This window comes from Oceanobacillus sp. HCA-5259 (assembly GCF_037892815.1).
Classification (GTDB): Bacteria; Bacillota; Bacilli; order Bacillales; family Amphibacillaceae; genus Oceanobacillus; species Oceanobacillus indicireducens.
The window spans coordinates 78,818-96,599 of record NZ_JBBKBV010000002.1 but is presented as its reverse complement, the minus strand read 5'-3'; the positions used below and the strand labels follow the sequence as shown (position 1 = coordinate 96,599).

Annotated in this window: 22 protein-coding genes; 18 read left to right on the top strand and 4 right to left on the bottom strand. The window is 39.8% G+C overall.

Translation table 11 applies throughout. The annotated features are described in order from the left end of the window. Window positions 1-84: 84 nt before the first annotated feature. The 3 genes from WKU33_RS01725 to WKU33_RS01715 all read right to left on the bottom strand — a co-directional run bounded on the left by WKU33_RS01725 (window position 85) and on the right by WKU33_RS01715 (window position 4,042). Window positions 85-2,130, bottom strand: coding sequence for a penicillin-binding transpeptidase domain-containing protein (locus WKU33_RS01725; RefSeq protein WP_340452875.1), 2,046 nt, complete (start codon window positions 2,128-2,130; stop codon window positions 85-87). A gap of 138 nt (window positions 2,131-2,268) precedes the next feature. Beyond that, window positions 2,269-3,273: an LCP family glycopolymer transferase gene (locus WKU33_RS01720; RefSeq protein WP_340452873.1), complete on the bottom strand. Its 1,005-nt coding sequence runs from the start codon at window positions 3,271-3,273 to the stop codon at window positions 2,269-2,271. Between the two features lie 163 nt (window positions 3,274-3,436). After that, window positions 3,437-4,042, bottom strand: coding sequence for a class D sortase (locus tag WKU33_RS01715; protein WP_156855622.1), 606 nt, complete (start codon window positions 4,040-4,042; stop codon window positions 3,437-3,439). Window positions 4,043-4,376: 334 nt separating this feature from the next. On the opposite strand from WKU33_RS01715, the gene WKU33_RS01710 reads away from it, so the two are divergent. From WKU33_RS01710 to WKU33_RS01670, 9 genes are all read left to right on the top strand, one after another. Then, window positions 4,377-5,063, top strand: a complete 687-nt coding sequence (locus WKU33_RS01710) for a TasA family protein (protein WP_340452871.1) — start codon at window positions 4,377-4,379, stop codon at window positions 5,061-5,063. Continuing rightward, the gene (locus WKU33_RS01705) at window positions 5,038-5,370 is read left to right on the top strand and encodes a hypothetical protein (RefSeq protein WP_340453022.1); all 333 of its coding nucleotides are present in this window, start codon (window positions 5,038-5,040) and stop codon (window positions 5,368-5,370) included. Before WKU33_RS01710 ends, WKU33_RS01705 begins: the two co-directional genes overlap by 26 nt. After that, window positions 5,367-5,519 carry a hypothetical protein gene (locus tag WKU33_RS01700; RefSeq protein WP_336253503.1) on the top strand — a complete coding sequence of 51 codons (153 nt, stop codon included), beginning with the start codon at window positions 5,367-5,369 and terminating at the stop codon, window positions 5,517-5,519. Before WKU33_RS01705 ends, WKU33_RS01700 begins: the two co-directional genes overlap by 4 nt. Next, window positions 5,503-6,075: a signal peptidase I SipW gene (gene sipW, locus WKU33_RS01695; protein WP_340453006.1), complete on the top strand. Its 573-nt coding sequence runs from the start codon at window positions 5,503-5,505 to the stop codon at window positions 6,073-6,075. The genes WKU33_RS01700 and sipW overlap by 17 nt, the downstream gene beginning before the upstream one ends. Before the next feature lie 33 nt (window positions 6,076-6,108). Beyond that, window positions 6,109-6,771, top strand: a complete 663-nt coding sequence (locus tag WKU33_RS01690) for a hypothetical protein (protein WP_336253504.1) — start codon at window positions 6,109-6,111, stop codon at window positions 6,769-6,771. 195 nt (window positions 6,772-6,966) lie between these two features. Beyond that, window positions 6,967-7,113, top strand: a complete 147-nt coding sequence (locus WKU33_RS01685) for an anti-repressor SinI family protein (protein ID WP_229782573.1) — start codon at window positions 6,967-6,969, stop codon at window positions 7,111-7,113. A gap of 50 nt (window positions 7,114-7,163) precedes the next feature. After that, on the top strand, window positions 7,164-7,496 hold the full coding sequence (locus WKU33_RS01680; RefSeq protein WP_156855621.1) for a helix-turn-helix domain-containing protein: 333 nt from the start codon (window positions 7,164-7,166) through the stop codon (window positions 7,494-7,496). 324 nt (window positions 7,497-7,820) lie between these two features. Next, window positions 7,821-8,309, top strand: coding sequence for a VanZ family protein (locus tag WKU33_RS01675; protein WP_232334338.1), 489 nt, complete (start codon window positions 7,821-7,823; stop codon window positions 8,307-8,309). Between the two features lie 230 nt (window positions 8,310-8,539). Continuing rightward, complete coding sequence (locus WKU33_RS01670) at window positions 8,540-8,695, top strand: hypothetical protein (protein ID WP_188856294.1); 156 nt, start codon at window positions 8,540-8,542, stop codon at window positions 8,693-8,695. A gap of 56 nt (window positions 8,696-8,751) precedes the next feature. Here WKU33_RS01670 and WKU33_RS01665 read toward each other — a convergent pair whose 3' ends face one another. Then, window positions 8,752-9,399: a YigZ family protein gene (locus tag WKU33_RS01665; protein ID WP_156855620.1), complete on the bottom strand. Its 648-nt coding sequence runs from the start codon at window positions 9,397-9,399 to the stop codon at window positions 8,752-8,754. A 167-nt stretch (window positions 9,400-9,566) separates the two neighbouring features. Here WKU33_RS01665 and WKU33_RS01660 point away from each other — a divergent pair, with 167 nt between their 5' ends. The 9 genes from WKU33_RS01660 (at window position 9,567) to flgK (ending at window position 17,776) form a co-directional block, all read left to right on the top strand. After that, window positions 9,567-10,706: a sensor histidine kinase gene (locus tag WKU33_RS01660; RefSeq protein WP_188856295.1), complete on the top strand. Its 1,140-nt coding sequence runs from the start codon at window positions 9,567-9,569 to the stop codon at window positions 10,704-10,706. 63 nt (window positions 10,707-10,769) lie between these two features. Beyond that, the gene (locus WKU33_RS01655; RefSeq protein ID WP_188856296.1) at window positions 10,770-11,465 is read left to right on the top strand and encodes a response regulator; all 696 of its coding nucleotides are present in this window, start codon (window positions 10,770-10,772) and stop codon (window positions 11,463-11,465) included. Window positions 11,466-11,689: 224 nt separating this feature from the next. Continuing rightward, the gene (locus WKU33_RS01650; RefSeq protein ID WP_336253507.1) at window positions 11,690-12,532 is read left to right on the top strand and encodes a DegV family protein; all 843 of its coding nucleotides are present in this window, start codon (window positions 11,690-11,692) and stop codon (window positions 12,530-12,532) included. Between the two features lie 127 nt (window positions 12,533-12,659). After that, a complete protein-coding gene (locus tag WKU33_RS01645; protein WP_340452865.1) occupies window positions 12,660-14,069 on the top strand; it encodes a DEAD/DEAH box helicase in 1,410 nt (469 codons plus the stop codon). A gap of 1 nt (window position 14,070) precedes the next feature. Next, window positions 14,071-14,757, top strand: coding sequence for a ComF family protein (locus WKU33_RS01640; protein WP_188856298.1), 687 nt, complete (start codon window positions 14,071-14,073; stop codon window positions 14,755-14,757). A 201-nt stretch (window positions 14,758-14,958) separates the two neighbouring features. Then, window positions 14,959-15,378: a TIGR03826 family flagellar region protein gene (locus WKU33_RS01635; RefSeq protein WP_340452863.1), complete on the top strand. Its 420-nt coding sequence runs from the start codon at window positions 14,959-14,961 to the stop codon at window positions 15,376-15,378. A gap of 95 nt (window positions 15,379-15,473) precedes the next feature. Beyond that, window positions 15,474-15,734: a flagellar biosynthesis anti-sigma factor FlgM gene (gene flgM / locus WKU33_RS01630; protein WP_188856300.1), complete on the top strand. Its 261-nt coding sequence runs from the start codon at window positions 15,474-15,476 to the stop codon at window positions 15,732-15,734. A 44-nt stretch (window positions 15,735-15,778) separates the two neighbouring features. Then, complete coding sequence (locus tag WKU33_RS01625) at window positions 15,779-16,267, top strand: flagellar protein FlgN (RefSeq protein WP_156855612.1); 489 nt, start codon at window positions 15,779-15,781, stop codon at window positions 16,265-16,267. A gap of 24 nt (window positions 16,268-16,291) precedes the next feature. Further along, window positions 16,292-17,776 (top strand): flagellar hook-associated protein FlgK, encoded by a 1,485-nt coding sequence (flgK, locus tag WKU33_RS01620; RefSeq protein ID WP_188856301.1) that lies wholly within the window; start codon window positions 16,292-16,294, stop codon window positions 17,774-17,776. Window positions 17,777-17,782: the final 6 nt, after the last annotated feature.

Genomic DNA, 17,782 nt, shown 5'->3' with positions numbered 1-17,782 from the left:
TTTATTGCAGCAACATCTGCTCTGCGCACAAATGTATTACTATTTGAGTAAGCTTCTACAAGTAGTCTTCTTCCGCTTTTGCTATTAATCTTGATCATCTTGGTCTGGATAAAGCTGGTTAATCACTTCAACAAACTTTTCAACGGTATAGCCATTCGGTTTATCTTCCGTTTTTTCCATCATCATTGCGATTAAAATATCATGTGAATCATGCGGATATCCGACAAACCAGCTATTGATGGATCCACCCGCTTCGGCAGTCAATTTTAATTCGACCGTTCCCGTTTTTCCTGCAAGTGGAACATTCGCATCTTTCGCTTGTTGTGCCGTTCCATCTGTAACGACTGCACGAAGAATATCATCGATCAACTTCGCATCTTCCTTTGTAATAAGCTTATCTTTCCAGATTTGCCCTGTTTCTTCTTCAAGCAGTAAGGTAGGTTTCAACATATTCCCTTCATTTAAAAACATGGTATACGCAGTGGCTAAATGCAAGGCACTCATTTCCAGTTCTCCTTGACCGTAACTGGAGTTCGCAAGCAAGACTTCATCCGTTAATTCACCACTGTTTGAAAGGGTTGAACCTGCGATCGGATACTCGTAAGGAAGTTCTTCCTCAAAGCCGAACCGTTTAAATTCCTCTGTAAAAACGTCACTTCCCATGTCTACTGCTTGCATGGCAAAGTAAATATTGTCTGAACGGAGGAGGGCATCTCTTAAGTCAACAGGACCATTAGATTCTGATACCCGTGTAACTTTGTAATTTCCCCATTCTTCCCCCTTACTCCACTGTAACCCTTCAATTTCAAACGTTTCATCAGGGTCCAGGGTACCTGCGTGGATGCCAGCAGCTGCCGTTATTGGTTTAAGAACGGAACCCGGCGCAAAACTTGCGGCAAACCGGTTGAGAAGAGGTTGTTTTGGATCATTCTCTAATTTATCCCATGTGTTGCCGGAAGTTCCATATAGTATTTCATTCGGATCAAAGGAAGGTGCGCTCACAAGTGCGAGTGTCTCCCCGGTTTTTGGATCGATCGCTGCTGTAGTACCTGTATCATCCCCATAGCTGTCAAATATTTTTTCTTGAACATTAATATCAATAGTAAGTTGAATGGTTTCTCCATTTTCAACCGGTTTTTCAGCAATGGTCACTTCATTTCCATCTTCTTTACGGACGCTAACAGTGACACCTTTTTTACCCTTCAGCTGCTCCTCGTAAAGTTGCTCTAAACCACGACGGCCAACTTGATCATTTGGTCCGTACTCATCACTGTCTGTTTTTTCCAGAAAGTCTGCTGTAACGTTTCCGATATAACCAACCAAATGCCCAGTTGCTTCACCGCCAGGATATATTCGACCGGTTAATTCCTTTCGCTGCACACCGGGAATAGCCATTAGTTGATTATAAGTGTCTTCATTTGTCGGAAGGATTGTTGTAATGGGGACAAATAAATGATCCTCAACCCAAGCAGCATCTAGTGCTTCGTTAATTTTTTCTTCATCCATATTTAAAATGCTCGCAATCTGTTTTATGGATTGTTCCCGATTCTCTAAATCCTCTGGCTTAATACCAATTTGATAAACAGTATCATTCATTGCTAGCGGCATCTGATTTCTATCGAGGATTTCACCGCGTTGTGGCTCTACAGATTGAATTCCAATTTCCCCGCCATCCTGTAATTCCGGATGGATAAAACCAGCATCCCACTTAACAAACCAGTTTAATCCGGCATCATCTTCCTCGCTAATAGCTTCTTGAACGAGGGTAGCTTCATAATCAAAGCTGATCGGTCCTGCGAGAGATTCCATTTCAAGAGTGAATGGAAGGACCACACTCGGATCTTCTTCCTCTTTTACTGCTTGAATTTCTTCATCGGAAAGTTCATCAAACGTAATCTCGATATCTTTAATACTTAAATCTTCATAGATCTTTTTAAATCGTTCGATGGAGTCTTCTTTTGAAAAGTCCGATCTCGTTTCTTTGCTGAACATATCATAAAGCTTTTCAAATTCCTGCTCACTCCAATAGGAAGTAAAAGTAGAAAAACGTTCATTTGGTGAAACATCGTCTTCCTTGGAGCACGCAACTAAAGCTAAGACAATAAAAATTAATAGAAAAGTTCGCTTCATTTTAATAACTCCGCCCCCTGATTCGTCATATATATCTAGTATATCATCATGTAAGTATCGTTTATAGAGAAAAAACCATGAAAAAAATGTCACAAATTAGGAAAAGAACGCTAGAGGAGACCCCCTAGGCGTTCTTTTTTAACTTTCCATATGATTTCGGATCTCGGAATTAATCCGGTCGAACTCTGAATCTGGTACGACATAGTACCAGACACCATTAATGGTTGAACCAGAACCTTCAATTTCAAGTGTTTCTATATTATGTCTTGTTCCTAGATACCCAGTGAAAAGCTTCTGGATTTTTTTCATGTCAAGGTCGGTTTGAACATTTCCGCCTAAAATATCAAGGATCTCACCAAATTTAGTAATATTGGAGAAGCTTGCACCCTTTTCCATAGCAGCTGCAACTACTGCCCGTTGTCTGTTATTCCGCCCCATATCTCCACGTGGGTCTTGTTTACGCATACGAATGTAATCAAGTGCCTGTTCACCATTTAAGTGAATCGCTCCCTCAGAAAAATCGGAGCCGCCCTGGGAGAAGCTCTGATTATTATTCACTGTCACTCCGCCAATCGCATCAATACCTTGTTTAAATCCTTCCATGTTTACACGTGAATATACATGAACTGGAATGTCGAACGTTTCTTCCACCGTTTGCACCGCTAACTCTACTCCACCAAAAGCATAAGCGTGGTTGATTTTATCCATTCCTCGACCAGGAATATTCACATACGTATCCCTTGGAATACTTAGCATGATCATCGAGTCTGTTTTCGGATTCAAGGACATTAAAATCATGGTGTCGGATCGGCCGCGGTCACCAGGACGTTCATCGACTCCAAGTAATAACATATTTATCGAGTCTTTTTCATCAAGTAATCCTTTCAGCTCCTTTTGGCGTTCCGGGTCCTCGTCTCTTGCCAGCGGGGTATGCATTGTATTTACAGCACTGCCAAGCTGACTATAAACATAAAAAGCTCCCCCTCCGATTATAAGGATAAACAATAATAAAATTCCACCAACCCAATATGGCCATTTCCGTCTCTTTTTCCCACTACTTCTCTGCATTCTTGCCACTTGTAAATTCTCCTCTAATGTATAATGTTCTCTGTCACTGTTAACAGAGAAAGCGATTTTTCTCATGAAAACAGGACATAAAGTCCTTAACCAGTTTTAAGCTCTTTTACTGTATAAAATTATAGCCGAATTAGTCCATTTCGTCCATAAGAATTTACATGAAAATTGGTAAAATATGTGGGGATATGTCGGCGGCAATATAGAACAAAAATAAAAACCCGAGATGCGTTCACTCATCTTGGGTTTTTACAGGATATGCATACATAATGTAACGGTCTGGCGCATAGCCGACAAAGTTGAAAGGATAGCAAGTGGTAAGGGTAAGCACTTCTTCGCCGTGTGGAACAATAATTGTTCTGTCGTCTGCATCGACAATCTTCGTTTCTTTTATTTCATAGGTAAAGTCACCATAATCCATCTTAAGCACTAAATGATCACCAATCTCTAATTCACCCATCCGACGAAAGACTGTATCCCTGTGACCGGAAAGAACAATCTGTTCATTCTGCAACGGATAAGCTGTTCCCCGGTAATGCCCAACACCGCGGGCGAGATCATCTTCATGGGTTCCTTCAATAATAGGTAAATCAGCTTCAAGTGCAGGGATATGCAGAATCCCAGCTAGTTCTCCTGTATTTGGATCATAATTTTCTGCCGCAGCGTTTGCATCAAATTCATCCGCTTCTGTCTTGCGGGAAAGATCGCGCTCATCGATCATTGCTTGAGCTTCCGCTGTAGCTTCACTTTGGGCAGTAGTTGTTGTATACCACTGATAACCACCAAAGAATAGAACAACGATTCCGGCAATCATGAGCAAATAAGAAAGAAGTTTCATTTAATCCACCTCATTCTGAACGTTAACATTAGTATATCAAAATTACTGAATAAAAAGGAATGAAATTATAAAAAGATAACTAAATTAAAGGATTCGAGAGTATATTCAAGTAAAGTGTTCATTATATAGAACGAAAGGGCTTTTTTAAGGTTTTCTTCATTGAGCAAAATGAACTATACTACGGTCATGTTGTTCTTTAACGAGAACAAAGTATTCTTAAAAAGAACAACTATACATACAACAAAGAGGGAGGGGGCGAAGAAATAAACAGGCAATCTATCCCTTGTAGAGGGGGAAGCAAAGCTCTAACAACAAATATCAGGAGGAATGAAGCATGAATTTAAAGAAAAAAATAATTTCAGGTACTGTAACAGCATTATTAGGGATGGCATTAATTGGGGGCGGGACTTTTGCTTATTTTAGTGATACGGCAGAACAAACGAATAAATTTGCAGCTGGGACAATTGACTTGGACGTAGATCCTACTGTCCAAATACCAATGAATGAATTCAAGCCAGGTGACTGGATGCCGCGTAGCTTCGAGCTGCAAAATAATGGTTCTCTCGATATGAAATATGTTGATTTAACAACTGATTATACAGTCTATACGTCCAAGAATGAAAGTGTGCTTTTTGAATTTGATAACAAAAAACCGGGAGATACATTTAATCACAGCTTTAATATGAAAAATAACGGAACACTTGATATGAAGGAGGTTACCCTATATTCCGAACATACAACTTCTAATCGCGAGGGAACTCAGGAAAACAATGGCTTTGCTAATCAAATTGTCTTGCAGAGGATAGAAGTAGATGGTAAAAACATTCTTCAAAAACCAATGTCATTAGAAAAATTAAGTAAAACTCCAATTGTCTTAGAGAAGAATATAGCCGCTAATTTTCCAGCGATTCAAGTCTTTGTTGAATTCGAGTTCGAAAAGACGAAAGAAAATCAAAATGAGTTCCAAGGTAATCAACTGGAGCTTTTATGGACATTTGAAGCAATTCAAGCGGATGATTAAAGGGGAAATACTAAAAAAGGTGGAGAAGGAAGTGAGGATGACCCGCATAAGGAGATTCATAGATACCCATCGGCTTTTTTTCTTTATTAGTAAACTCGTTCTAATCTCGTATTTATTATTGTTTACTTTAACTTATTTGAACACGGCAACAGGGGCTGTTTTTACGGAAAGTTATACAGTAGTCAGTAACATCCATGCAGAGGCCGAGGAAGAAGTTATTGTGGAAGAAAATGAACCTGAAGAAGAAAAAGACATGGAAGAAGAGCAACGAATAGGGGAAGTAAAAGAAAAAATCCAAAAGAAGTGACAGATAAAACATCAAAAGCAGTGGAACCGAAAGAAGCGCTCGAAGAAACAGAACAAAATTCTCAGCCGGAAGTGGAGGAAGAATCCGTTAACCCGGAAGAAGACGAGAAAGAGGAGGAAGGAGCAAGTGAAAATGAAGACGGTATTTAAATGGCTGAATCGTATTGTTTCCACGATACTCATCGCTTTATTAGTAGCTGTAGCTGGATTAGTCATCGTGACGAAACTACAAGGTGGTACGCCAGAGGTCGCAGGATTCCAACTAAAGACAGTATTATCTGGTTCGATGGAGCCGGAAATCCAAACAGGTTCCGTTATTGCTGTTAAGACACTTCAAGAACAGGAGAAGAATGATCTCAAAGTTGGCGATGTCATTACCTTTATGGAAAAAGAAAATAAACTCGTCACGCACCGCATTATCGAAGTGAAACAAACTGTGGATGGTTCACTGTATACAACGAAAGGGGATAACAATAATGGACCGGACAGAGAAGCAGTTCTTGCTGCCAATGTTGTCGCAAGTTATGAAGATTTTACCGTTCCATATATCGGTTATATCGCCTCCTTTGCCCAATCGCCCAATGGTGCGCTAGCATTTTTAGTCCTTCCCGGTATTTTAATGGTTGGTTATTCGCTCATTACAATTACACTTGCAATTAGAAGAATCGATATGCAGGAAGAAAGTGAGCATGCTGACGCAAAATAATCGGCAGATAAACACAGAAGTAGGAAGGTGTATATGAAACGACGGAGATTATATATTCATCTTCCTGTCGTATTCCTGCTGATTTTATGTTTCGTGAGTTTTGATGTGAATACAGTTAGCGGGAAGACGGCCAAGGAAGAAATAATGATTGAACGTTACCCGGACGAAGCAATATATCAACTGGAGAATATGAAGCCAGGCGACATTGCCTACCGAACTCTTACCATTAAAAATAATAACAAGCGAGATCTTTTTTACACGATGGAGCTGAATAATGTTGGGGACCCAGCTTTATATAATGGGTTATTGTTGCGGATTATGTATTTGGACGAAGTTGTCTTTTACGGGAAACTGAAAGATTATGAGGGAGTAGTTGATCGACCGCTTACAGCTCAGACGGAAGAAATCATTAAGTTTGATTTAAAGTTCCCGGAAGAACTAGGGAATGAATATCAAGGTTTAACCGCAGCTTTCCGTTTTGAATTTACAGCAAGGACTGCAGATGATGAAAGTTTGATATCTACTATAACTAAAGGAGAGGGCGATTCTTTATCCAACCCCGGTAAAGGGATTGGCTCCGTTTTACCGAAAACGGCGACCTATATATTTACTTACTTGTTTATTGGTTTTCTCCTACTTATTATAGGTGCTCTGATAAGCTACCTGAATGAAAGAAAAAGACGCTTGGAAGCATGAAGCAAGTTCCAACATTTTCTGGCGCTATTACGTTTCCCGAATAAGAAAAGTCGACAAATGAAGTCAAATTATTCAATCAATTATATAGTATAATAGACATAGTAAGGAACCAACAGTTTACAGTTCATCTGTCCTACTAATGGGGCGAACGAAGTGATACTACAAAAAGGATTGATTTATACGGGAGGCGGCAAGGTGCAGAAAACGGAAAAAACTGTGAAGGTGGATTTAGAGTGGGTCGGATTAATCTTACAGGCGAAAGAGATCGGATTGAAGAAAGAAGAGGTGCGTTTTTTCCTTGAAGAACAAAAGGAAATTATTAAAACAATAAACAAAGGATAGAAGGCTCACCTATTATATGATATAATTCGAGTGAAAGTAGGTGAGTGGGTTTGCTTGGTGAACGAATTAAAACATTCAGAACAGAACAAAAAATGTCCATATCAGAATTAGCAGAAAAAGCTGGGGTAGCCAAATCATATTTGAGTTCGATTGAACGGAATAAGCAAACAAACCCATCCATTCAATTTATTGAGAAAGTCAGTGAAGCTTTAGGAGTTTCTGTCAATGAACTTCTCTATAATAGTGATGAAGTCGAAATTAAAGATCTGGACCGGGAATGGCTTGAAATTGTGTTGGAAGCAATGCAATCAGGAGTTTCCAAGAAACAATTTAAAGAATATCTCGAGTTTAATAAATGGAGAAAAGAACAAGAGTCAGAGTAGTCACCCCGTCTTTCTCTACATTAATCCAAGAAAGTCTGCAAACCATGGTGTCTTCCTATACTATGGTTTTTTACTGCAAGGAATACTATAAAATAAATATGCTCTAGATAACTGACGTGCCAAGAGTAGCCATATTTTCCCCGCACCAAGCAAAGCCCAAATGAATTACTTCTTGCTGCTTTTTCGAGGAATGTTTCTTCACTAAGTAAGTTTGCAGCACGGCGAGTGAGAAAATATTAAACTTTACACTCCCAGACCTAGGAAACTTACTGTAAGGGAACTTCCACCTTTGTTACGTTGTGAATAGATTGGAGAGTTTTCCGATTGGATAAAAAATATTGGTATTGGCTGCTTCCCGTTCTTTGGATGGGCATTATTTTCTATTCTTCCGCTACGCCATATGAACAGCAGGATATGAAACCATTTTTAGGTGAATCTGTGAACTTGGGGTTTCTCGAACCATTGGTAAATGAGGTGCGGTTTACATATAACGGATCCATTGTAAGCATCGAAACTCATGGTGTAGAGGGGATTGTAGAATTCTTCGTTCGAAAAGGTGCCCATGTATTTGTTTTTCTCTTCCTTACTTGTTTGTTTAAGATTGCACTTGCTAGGACAACGAGTCTGCGATTTAAAATCCAATTATTACTTGCCTTTTTACTAACCGTTGCATATGCTATTATGGATGAAATCCATCAGGGGTTCACCCCGAACCGTACACCATATATTGGGGATGTTTTCCTTGACAGCATGGGTGGTTTAATTGCTGTGGTTCTCCTAACTATCATTCGTAAAAGGAGCCTGTCCAAATAGCTTTTAATAAGCTTTCCCTAAGATATCTCATAAAAATTGCGAAAAAAGATGAAAATCTATGAAAAAAGTTGTATAATGTCCTATATGAAAAGTTAAAAAAACCCAAAGCTAGTACGTAAGCTATAACATTGATTCACCAACCTCTAGAGAAAGCTTACAATGACAACTGTTACAACGCTAGACTTCAAAAACACTAGAATTGAAAGCAATGAAAAGGCGGGAATAGAGTTATGGGTGAGCAAGAGCGGTACAAGAATATGTTAAGAAAAATAATCGACGAAACTGAAAATGAAAAGATTCAAACGTCTGAAGAATTAATTCGCACATTAATAAATGAACTTACAACAAATATTGGTGTGAAATCTCAACATCCTTTAGTCAAGTAAAGAAAAAAAGCTGCATTCTAATAAATGAATGGAGCTTTTTTGTTTTTAATAGAAAATTATTCTGTTGTGCTTTCAACATCGATTTCTAGATATTTTTCATCTGTAAAGTGGATATCTGCCTGGTCATTTGTTAAATCTATCATCCAATCTTTGAAATTATCCTTTTCCCCAGCTTCGACATAAACGATAAATTCAACATTCTCCAGATAATTTATCGTTTCGAGAACATGATCAGATTGTCTTAGCACATTTTCCAATTTACCGAGCAGACCGTAGTCGACCGTAACGGACACGCCTTGCATCAATACTCGTTTTACAATTCCCGTCGTTTTAATTGCTTGGCTTGTCGTATTGCCGTATGCGCGGATCAGACCTCCTGCACCGAGCTTAATCCCTCCAAAGTAGCGGGTCACGACTACTGCAGTATCTTTCAGATTCTGTTTCTTCAATACTTCCAGCATGGGTATTCCGGCAGTCCCGCTTGGCTCTCCATCGTCATTTGCTTTTTGAATTTCATTATTTTCTCCGATCATATAGCAAGAGCAGTTATGGGTAGCATCGTAATGCTTCTTCTTAATTTCCTGGATGAACGATTGAGCTTCTTCTTCCGTTTCGACACGACGTACATAGCCGATAAATCGGGATTTCTGAATGATTATTTCGTCCTGTCCTTCTTGTTTTACGGTAAAATAGTGTGATAGCATTGAATCACTCCTTATAATCTTCTTTGGGCAATCTTATCCCTGTATAGAGTACTTCATATCGGTAGATAATATTAGGTAAAAAGTTCTGAAAACGTGGAAGTAGGGAATAGACCCTATGAAAAATGAAATGTATCGCGTATATTATAACATACAGGGTGGTGGTAACGATGTTGATCAAAAATAGTGAAAAAGCAATTGATCAGGTCATCGATGAAATGATTCGTGTAGTCAAGAGTAGTAAGAATGAAATTTTTAATATTAGTGAACAGGCTCGTCACGAATATGATACCCTAAAAAAAGAACTGGAGGAAACGAAAAGACTTATAATAGAGTACATAGAAGAAGGCGATCGCTTGGAAATCGACATGCGGGCTTCTCGGAAGCGTCTAGCAGAGGTAAGTAAAGATTTCGTTCGCTACACGGAAAATGATATTCATCAGGCCTACAAGGATACCCATCAATTACAAGCACAGATGACGGTGTACAGGGAGAAAGAAGCAGACTTAAGAAAAAAACGCGACGATATCGAGCGCCGACTCGTTAATCTATATGATACAATTAATAAAGCGGAAGGGATTACAAGCAAGATTTCGGTGGTCGAACAATATCTTGCAGATGATTTCTTCCAGGTTAATGAGCTGATTGAAACTGCAAAAGAAAAACAGGCATTCGGTCTGAAAATCATTGAAGCGCAGGAAGAAGAGCGTAGAAGATTATCCCGTGAGATCCACGATGGTCCGGCCCAGATGCTTGCAAACATTCTGCTCCGTTCGGAAATTATCGAGCGGGTATTGCATGAGAATTCCGTTAAGGCGGCAATAGATGAGCTTCAAAGTGTACGAAAAATGATCCGTTCATCACTCTATGAGGTAAGAAAAATAATTTATGATTTACGTCCGATGGCACTTGACGATTTAGGACTGATACCGACAATCCGGAAATATATTGCAAATCTTATTGACTTCCACCAAATTGACATCGACTTTGTCTTTTTAGGGGAAGAAAAGCGTCTGAATGATAAATATGAAGTTGCTTTATTCCGGTTAATGCAGGAGTCTGTTCAAAACGCAATTAAACATGCCAATCCGACACTTATTCAAGTGAAATTACAAATTCAGAAAAAGAATATCATCATGATTATTAAAGATAATGGAAAAGGGTTCGATGTAAATATAAAGAACGAGAATTCTTTTGGTCTTGTTGGCATGAAGGAACGTGTGGACATGTTGGGCGGAGAATTAGACATTAGTTCAAAACAAAATGAAGGAACGACTGTCATCATACGCGTTCCTGACGCAGCAGAATAAGACACCGAAGTATTCACGAATAAAACAAATCGACAATTAAATGATTTTTGGGAGGAAGTACAGATGGTAAATGACAATATAATTAAGATTGTACTAATCGATGATCATAAGTTATTTCGTGAAGGAGTGAAGCGGATTTTAGAATTTGAATCATCCTTTGAAGTAATCGCAGAAGGAGATGACGGTACAGAAGCGGCAAAGCTTGTTAAAGAAAATAATCCAGATGTTGTCTTGATGGACATCAACATGCCGAATATTAATGGAATTGAAGCCACAGCTGACTTAGTCCGTTATTTCCCAGAAACGAAAGTCATCATCTTATCCATTCACGATGATGAAGCTTATGTTACCCATGCATTAAAAACTGGTGCACAGGGGTATCTTTTAAAGGAAATGGATTCTGATTCTTTAATCGAAGCGATCCGTGTAGTTAGTGAAGGCGGCTCTTACTTACATCCAAAAGTTACCCATAATTTAGTAAAAGAGTATCGTCGTCTTGCTACGGATAGCGTTGCAGCAGGTGCTGGTGATAAAGTTGTTGAATACCGTAAACCACTTCATTTGCTTACGAAGCGTGAATGTCAAGTACTCCAACTGCTTGCTGATGGTAAGAGTAACCGTGCAGTCGCAGAAACTTTATATATAAGTGAAAAGACAGTAAAGAACCATGTTAGTAATATCCTGCAGAAAATGAATGTTAACGACCGAACCCAAGCCGTCGTAACGGCAATTAAAAAAGGCTGGGTAGAGGTATTGTAAAGCTTAGGCTATCGCTAGCAATATTAGACACCTACGAGATATTTTTATGGTTTTCATATATAACCTAAAAAACCCTTGTTAAAACGAGGGTTTTTTATTTGGGAAATTATGTTGATGTTTAATGAATTTTTTCCGATTTTCATGTAAAATATAGGTCATACATTTGGGATTATAGAATACATACTTTAAAATAAAAAATAGTGAAATGAAGGAGAAGGTAAACGATGAAAATTGCTGTCATGACAGATAGTACAGCTTATATTCCGGCGAAAATTCGTGAAGAACTAAACATTCATATGGTACCATTGAGCGTCGTATTTGATGATACATCTTACCGTGAGGAAATTGATATTACAACAGAAGAATTTTATGAGAAACTAAAAAGTTATAAAGAACTGCCGACAACATCCCAGCCCTCCATCGGCTATATCGCGGAGAAGCTTGAACAGCTTGCTGAGGATTATGATGCTGTTATTTCCGTACATCTATCCAGCGGAATCAGCGGGACGTACCAGGCTGTTTTAAGTGCTGGTGAAATGGTTGAAGGCATTGATTTGTATGCTTATGATTCAGAAGCAAGTTGTTTTGTCCAAGCTTTTTATGTTTACGAAGCCGTGAAGCTTAGCAAGGAAAATAAAACACCGGAAGAAATTATTGTCCGCCTGGATGAAATGAAACAATCGATGCGTGCTTATTTTATGGTCGATGATTTAACGAACTTGACTCGGGGTGGACGACTTTCAAATGCTCAAGCTATTGTCGGAAGCTTACTGCAAGTTAAACCAGTGCTTCACTTTGTAGATAAATTAATTGTCCCATTTGAAAAGATCCGCACCCGTAAGAAAGCGGTGAACCGCCTTATTGGCATGCTTGAAGCAGAAGCGGAAAAAGGGAAAGACTTGAAGGTAAGCTTCATTCATGCGAATGACGAGGAAGCAGCTCTAGCATTGGAAAAAGATTTCAAACAAAAATATCCAAATATCGAAACGTCCATTTCCTACTTCGGACCAGTTATCGGTACTCACCTCGGCGAAAAAGCGATCGGAGTCGGCTGGTACGAGAAATAAGAAGTTGGTTAGCAGCTTTATACGCAATCCAAAAAAACAGTCTTTTACGGCTGTTTTTTATGGATTGAGTTACAGAAGCTTATGATATATACTAACAATTATAATAATTGAAGAAGGGATGATGCTAATGATCCAGCAACAATCAGTTCCTCCTCTACATGAACTTGCTGCCCTTTTAGATGGAAAACTGCTCCGCCTTGAAGAACTTCCCATTGAAGACAAGCTTGGTCGCCACCTCCTATCAGAAAACCTCTTAGCAACAAAGCCCGCCCTTCAAAAATCATTTCTCCGAACGAAATGCATGCGCTGTGGTAATGAATCTGCCCGCCAATTTGCTAAAATGCCCTGTAAAAAATGTGAAAATACCCATTTTTATTGTAGAAGCTGTATCGATATGGGGAGACTGATGGAATGTGATGTCCTTTATTATTGGAATGGGCCACCAGCAGTCTGGCCGAAACATGAAAATCCGTGTTCATGGGAAGGAACATTAACCAGGGCGCAAGAGAAAGCTGCTTTACGAATTACAGAAGCCATTTTAAACAGGGAGAACGAAATTCTGACTTGGGCAGTTTGCGGAGCAGGGAAAACTGAGATGCTTTTCCCGGCAATCTCCAAGGCATTGGAAGAAGGGATGCGTATTTGTTTGGCGACACCGAGAGCAGATGTCGTCCGCGAATTAAAGCCTCGGCTCGAGAAAGCCTTTCAGGATATCCCAATCCAAGCGTTGTACGGTGGCAGTAAAGATAAGCATAAACATGCACAACTTCTAATTGCAACAACCCATCAACTTCTTCGTTACGAGGATGCGTTTGACGTTATGGTTATTGATGAGGTTGATGCCTTTCCCTTTCACGCCGATCCAGCTCTTCCATTTGCCGAGAAGCGCTCTCGCAAATCAACTTGTACAACAATCTATCTCACCGCAACCCCTAGGGAAGTTCTGAAAACTAAGATTCTCCGAGACAAATTGGCGCATGTTTTCGTCCCGGTTCGCTTTCATGGCCATCCACTTCCCGTTCCACAATTAAAAATGTGGCTTGCACTAAATAAAGAACTTCCGAAACAGAATGCCTCTAATCCGCTCTTCCGCTGGCTTCTTAACAGGAGGAACCCAGAAAGACAGCTCCTTTTATTCCTTCCTACAGTAGAATTGACCAACCAACTGAAAACTCCATTTACGAATTTAATGCTCGAACACAAGCTCATCAACCATCCTGATGAATTAGATGCAGTTCACGCTGCTGACCCGGACAGGGAGGCAAAAGTCATGTCTTTCCGTGACAAAAAATTAAAAGTCATTTTGACAACGACTATTCTCGAACGTGGTGTAACTTTCCCTTCTGTTGATGTTGCGATTCTTGATGCTGGGCATGATGTATTCGATGAAGCAGCCCTCGTTCAAATAGCCGGTCGAGCGGGAAGAAATGCGAACGATCCAACAGGGGAAGTGATGTTTTTCCACGATGGGAAAACGGAGGCAATGCTTGCTGCCATTTATTCGATCAAACAAATGAATAAGCGAGGAGGTTTTTAGAATGAACTGTTTATGGTGTGAGGCAGAACAAAGTAGAAATATAGGTTGGAATAATTTCTTGTCTCTAATACAACCATCCGAACTATGTGATTCTTGTGTGACGAACCTAACGTTCTTGCAGGATGCCCCGAGTCGTTGTGCGAAATGTAGCAGAGAAACCGCGGAAGAGACTTGCTTTGACTGCCAACGTTGGGAAAAACGTGCACAGGGTGATCCACTTCAATTGAATTATTCTGTTTTTCAATACAATCCTTTCCTGCAAGAGGTCATTGCAAAATGGAAATACCGCGGTGATTATGTATTGGGAGAATTATTCCGTCCTTATTTACGGAAAGCGTTCTTTAAAAAATTCGGAAAGAAAAAGAAAGAATTAACAGCCGTCCCTATTCCTTTAAGCGAAGAAAGATTAGCAGAGCGCGGATTTAATCAAGCGGAAATGCTTGCCGATTTTTTGCCGGTCCAAACAAAGTCTGCCTTTATTCGAATAGATAGTGAAAAGCAATCCAAGAAGAGCCGTAAAGAACGAGTCACAGCTAAAAATCCTTTTTCACTCACCAAAAAAATTAAAACTCCTGTTCTTTTGGTCGATGATATATATACAACAGGAACTACATTACGGCATGCCAGCGAACTATTAATAAAACAAGGTTGTCCGCAAGTTTATGCATTAACGCTCATTCGTGGATAAAAATGCTATAATAAAGTGAAACTTCATTCAGTGGAGGATCCTTACCTCCCCCCACTGAATGTTAGTTGAACAGAGTCAGGGATTTACGGACTGTATATCCCACACTTTCACATGTTGGACTTCCCTCATGTTTAGAAGTGGGGAGTATTACAGACCGTTAATGCGTGATAAAAGAAGAACGAATAAAAAGGGGAATTTTTCATGGCAGAATTAGCTAACTGTTCCCGTTGTGGAGCAGTCTATGTAATGACGATTCGCGATATTTGTCAGGATTGCTATAAGAAAGAGGAAGAAGCATTCCAGACCGTATATCATTTTTTACGTGAGAAAAAGAACCGGGAAGCAACGATGATTGAAATTGTGGAAGCTACGGGTGTAGAAGAAAAAATGATTATGAAATTTGTTAAAGAAAGGCGTTTGTTGCCGACAGATTTTCCAAACCTTGCTTATCCTTGTGACAGATGTGGTAGAGGTATTACGACTGGTAAGCTTTGTGAGAATTGTCAAAAGGAATTGAAGAGTGAACTTGCTATACTCGAAGAAGAGGAACGGACAAAACAAGAACGTGAAGAAAGAGAACGAGAAAACGTCTATTTTTCTTTTAAAAAGGATAAAAACTAAATAATCCTTCATAACTTTGATTAGATGCCGATACTATTAATAGGTGTAAGTATAAAATAATTGCTCGTTATAGATAGATGGGAGGAGGAAGAGGAATGAAAATCAATCGACCGAATCAACTGAATTTCAATCCTTATAAACAACAGCTCCAAAAACAGACAGAAATGAAAAAAGCTGCAAAACGTTCGGATGAGCTACAAATTTCCAAGGAAGCTCTTAAGCTTCAGGAAAAAGGTCAGCCGAATAATAACCGTGCCAAAAAGGTTCAGGAAATCAAACAACAGATAGAAAATGGAGAATACAAAGTGGACCATGAAGTTGCTGCACAGAAAATGTTCGAGTTTTGGAAGAAGTAAGTTTAATGGGGAACAAGTCCATTCAAAGGAGGACCTATTAGTCCATGAATGAATTAAGACAAGCATTAACTGAATTAGTAGGCCTGCATCGGGAACTGCTCAGCATATCTGTTGAAAAAATGGAAGGTATCAAAGTTGGGAACATCGATAGCCTGCAACCTCTTTTAACCAGAGAACGGAAGCTTGTGCAAAAGATCGAGCAGGTGGAAAAGATACGCATTCAACTTGTAAATAATTGGATCGAAGCAGAAGAGATAACTGATGCAGAACCGACTATTACGTTCATACTGGAACAAATGACGAACGAAACGGAGAGGCTAGAGCTTGAAGAAGTGACGATTGAATTAACGAAGGTCATTACTGAACTGAAAGCTCAGGAAAAATTGAACATCGCCCTCATTAACCAATCCATGCAATTTGTACAAATGTCATTGGATTTAATGAGTCCGTCTCTAAAAAATATGAATTACTCGAATATGGATAAACCTGATGTTGAACAACCAAATCGATCCATATTTGATTCGAAGGCATAACTTAAGATAAAGGAGTAACAGCAAATGAGTACATTTCACGGATTGGAAATGGCAAAACAAGCATTATTTGCCCAGCAATCTGCTTTACATACAACTGGTCATAACATTGCAAACGCAAATACAGAAGGTTACTCGAGACAACGAGTGAATTATGTGACTGATATAGCGATGCCTAGCGCTTCAAAAAACCGAACGGGGATTCCTGGCCAAATCGGGACTGGGGTAAAAGCCGGTTCGATTCAGCGCATACGCGACCAGTTTCTTGATGGCCAGTTCCGCGGAGAGAATAGCTTAGCAGGGTATTGGGAAAAACGCGCGGACGCTCTTGGACGCATGGAGGATGTATTGAATGACTTGGATGATACTGGATTGTCCCAAGTGATGGACCAGTTCTGGAGTGCGCTTCAGGATCTTGCGGTGAATCCGACGAATGGCGGTGCACGTTCCGTCGTTGTTCAGCGTGGAAAGGCCCTAAGCGAAACATTTAATTATCTTAATCAGTCCTTAACGCAGATACGGAGTGATTTAAAAACGGAAATGAATCATGCCGTGGAAAGTGTCAACCGGATCTCAGAGCAGATTAGTGACTTGAATACACGGATTAAAGCACTTGAAATCAATGGCTATGTTCCGAATGATTTATATGATCAGCGTGACCTGCTTATTGACAAACTATCCGGAATCATACCGATTGAAGTGAGTTACGAGAAATCAAGTGAGCATGTTGGTGACGTCGCCCAAGGTCTTGCAGTGATTGAAGTGAAGACAGAGGAATTCACCGATGCAGATGGAAATATACAGAACGGTTATAAGCTTGTTGACGGAGCAAACTTAACGTACCAGTCGATTTCCCTTGAAGAAGCAGAAAGTGATGGCTTTTCTTATATTAGCGGAATTCAGCTTGATATAGACGGGGCCCCCCTAAAATTGGATACGGGAAAAGCTGGGGCATTGCAATCTCTGATTGATACTTACGGCAGTGGAGAAAATGAAGGAGAATTCCTGAAAGGTCTTAAAGATTTGGCTGCACTACGGGATAATTTTATCGATGCATTTAACGCGGTTCATCGTGAAGGAGTTCCAATTGGAGAGACTGACGGACCAGTTGATTTCTTTGTGATTGATGAGGATGGCAATATGGCTGTAAATCAAGATATTATTGATAACCCTAAATTGATCGCTGCAGCGCTTGAAGGAGAAGGCGACGGGAAGAATGCTCTAGAGCTTGCAAAAGTGTTTGATGAGGCAGGAATAAAAGAAGCTTACTCACAAATAACTGGTTCATTAGCCGTTCAAGTAGAGGACGCTGAAAGAATGAGAAGGAATACAACCGTGTTAGTCAGCCAGCTGGAAAACGATCGACAATCCATCGGTTCCGTTTCGCTGGATGAGGAAATGACAAACATGATTAAGTTTCAGCATGCGTACAACGCAATGGCTCGTTCGATGACGGCAACGGACGAATTATTGGACCGTATTATTAATAATTTGGGGCTTGTAGGAAGGTAGGTCATA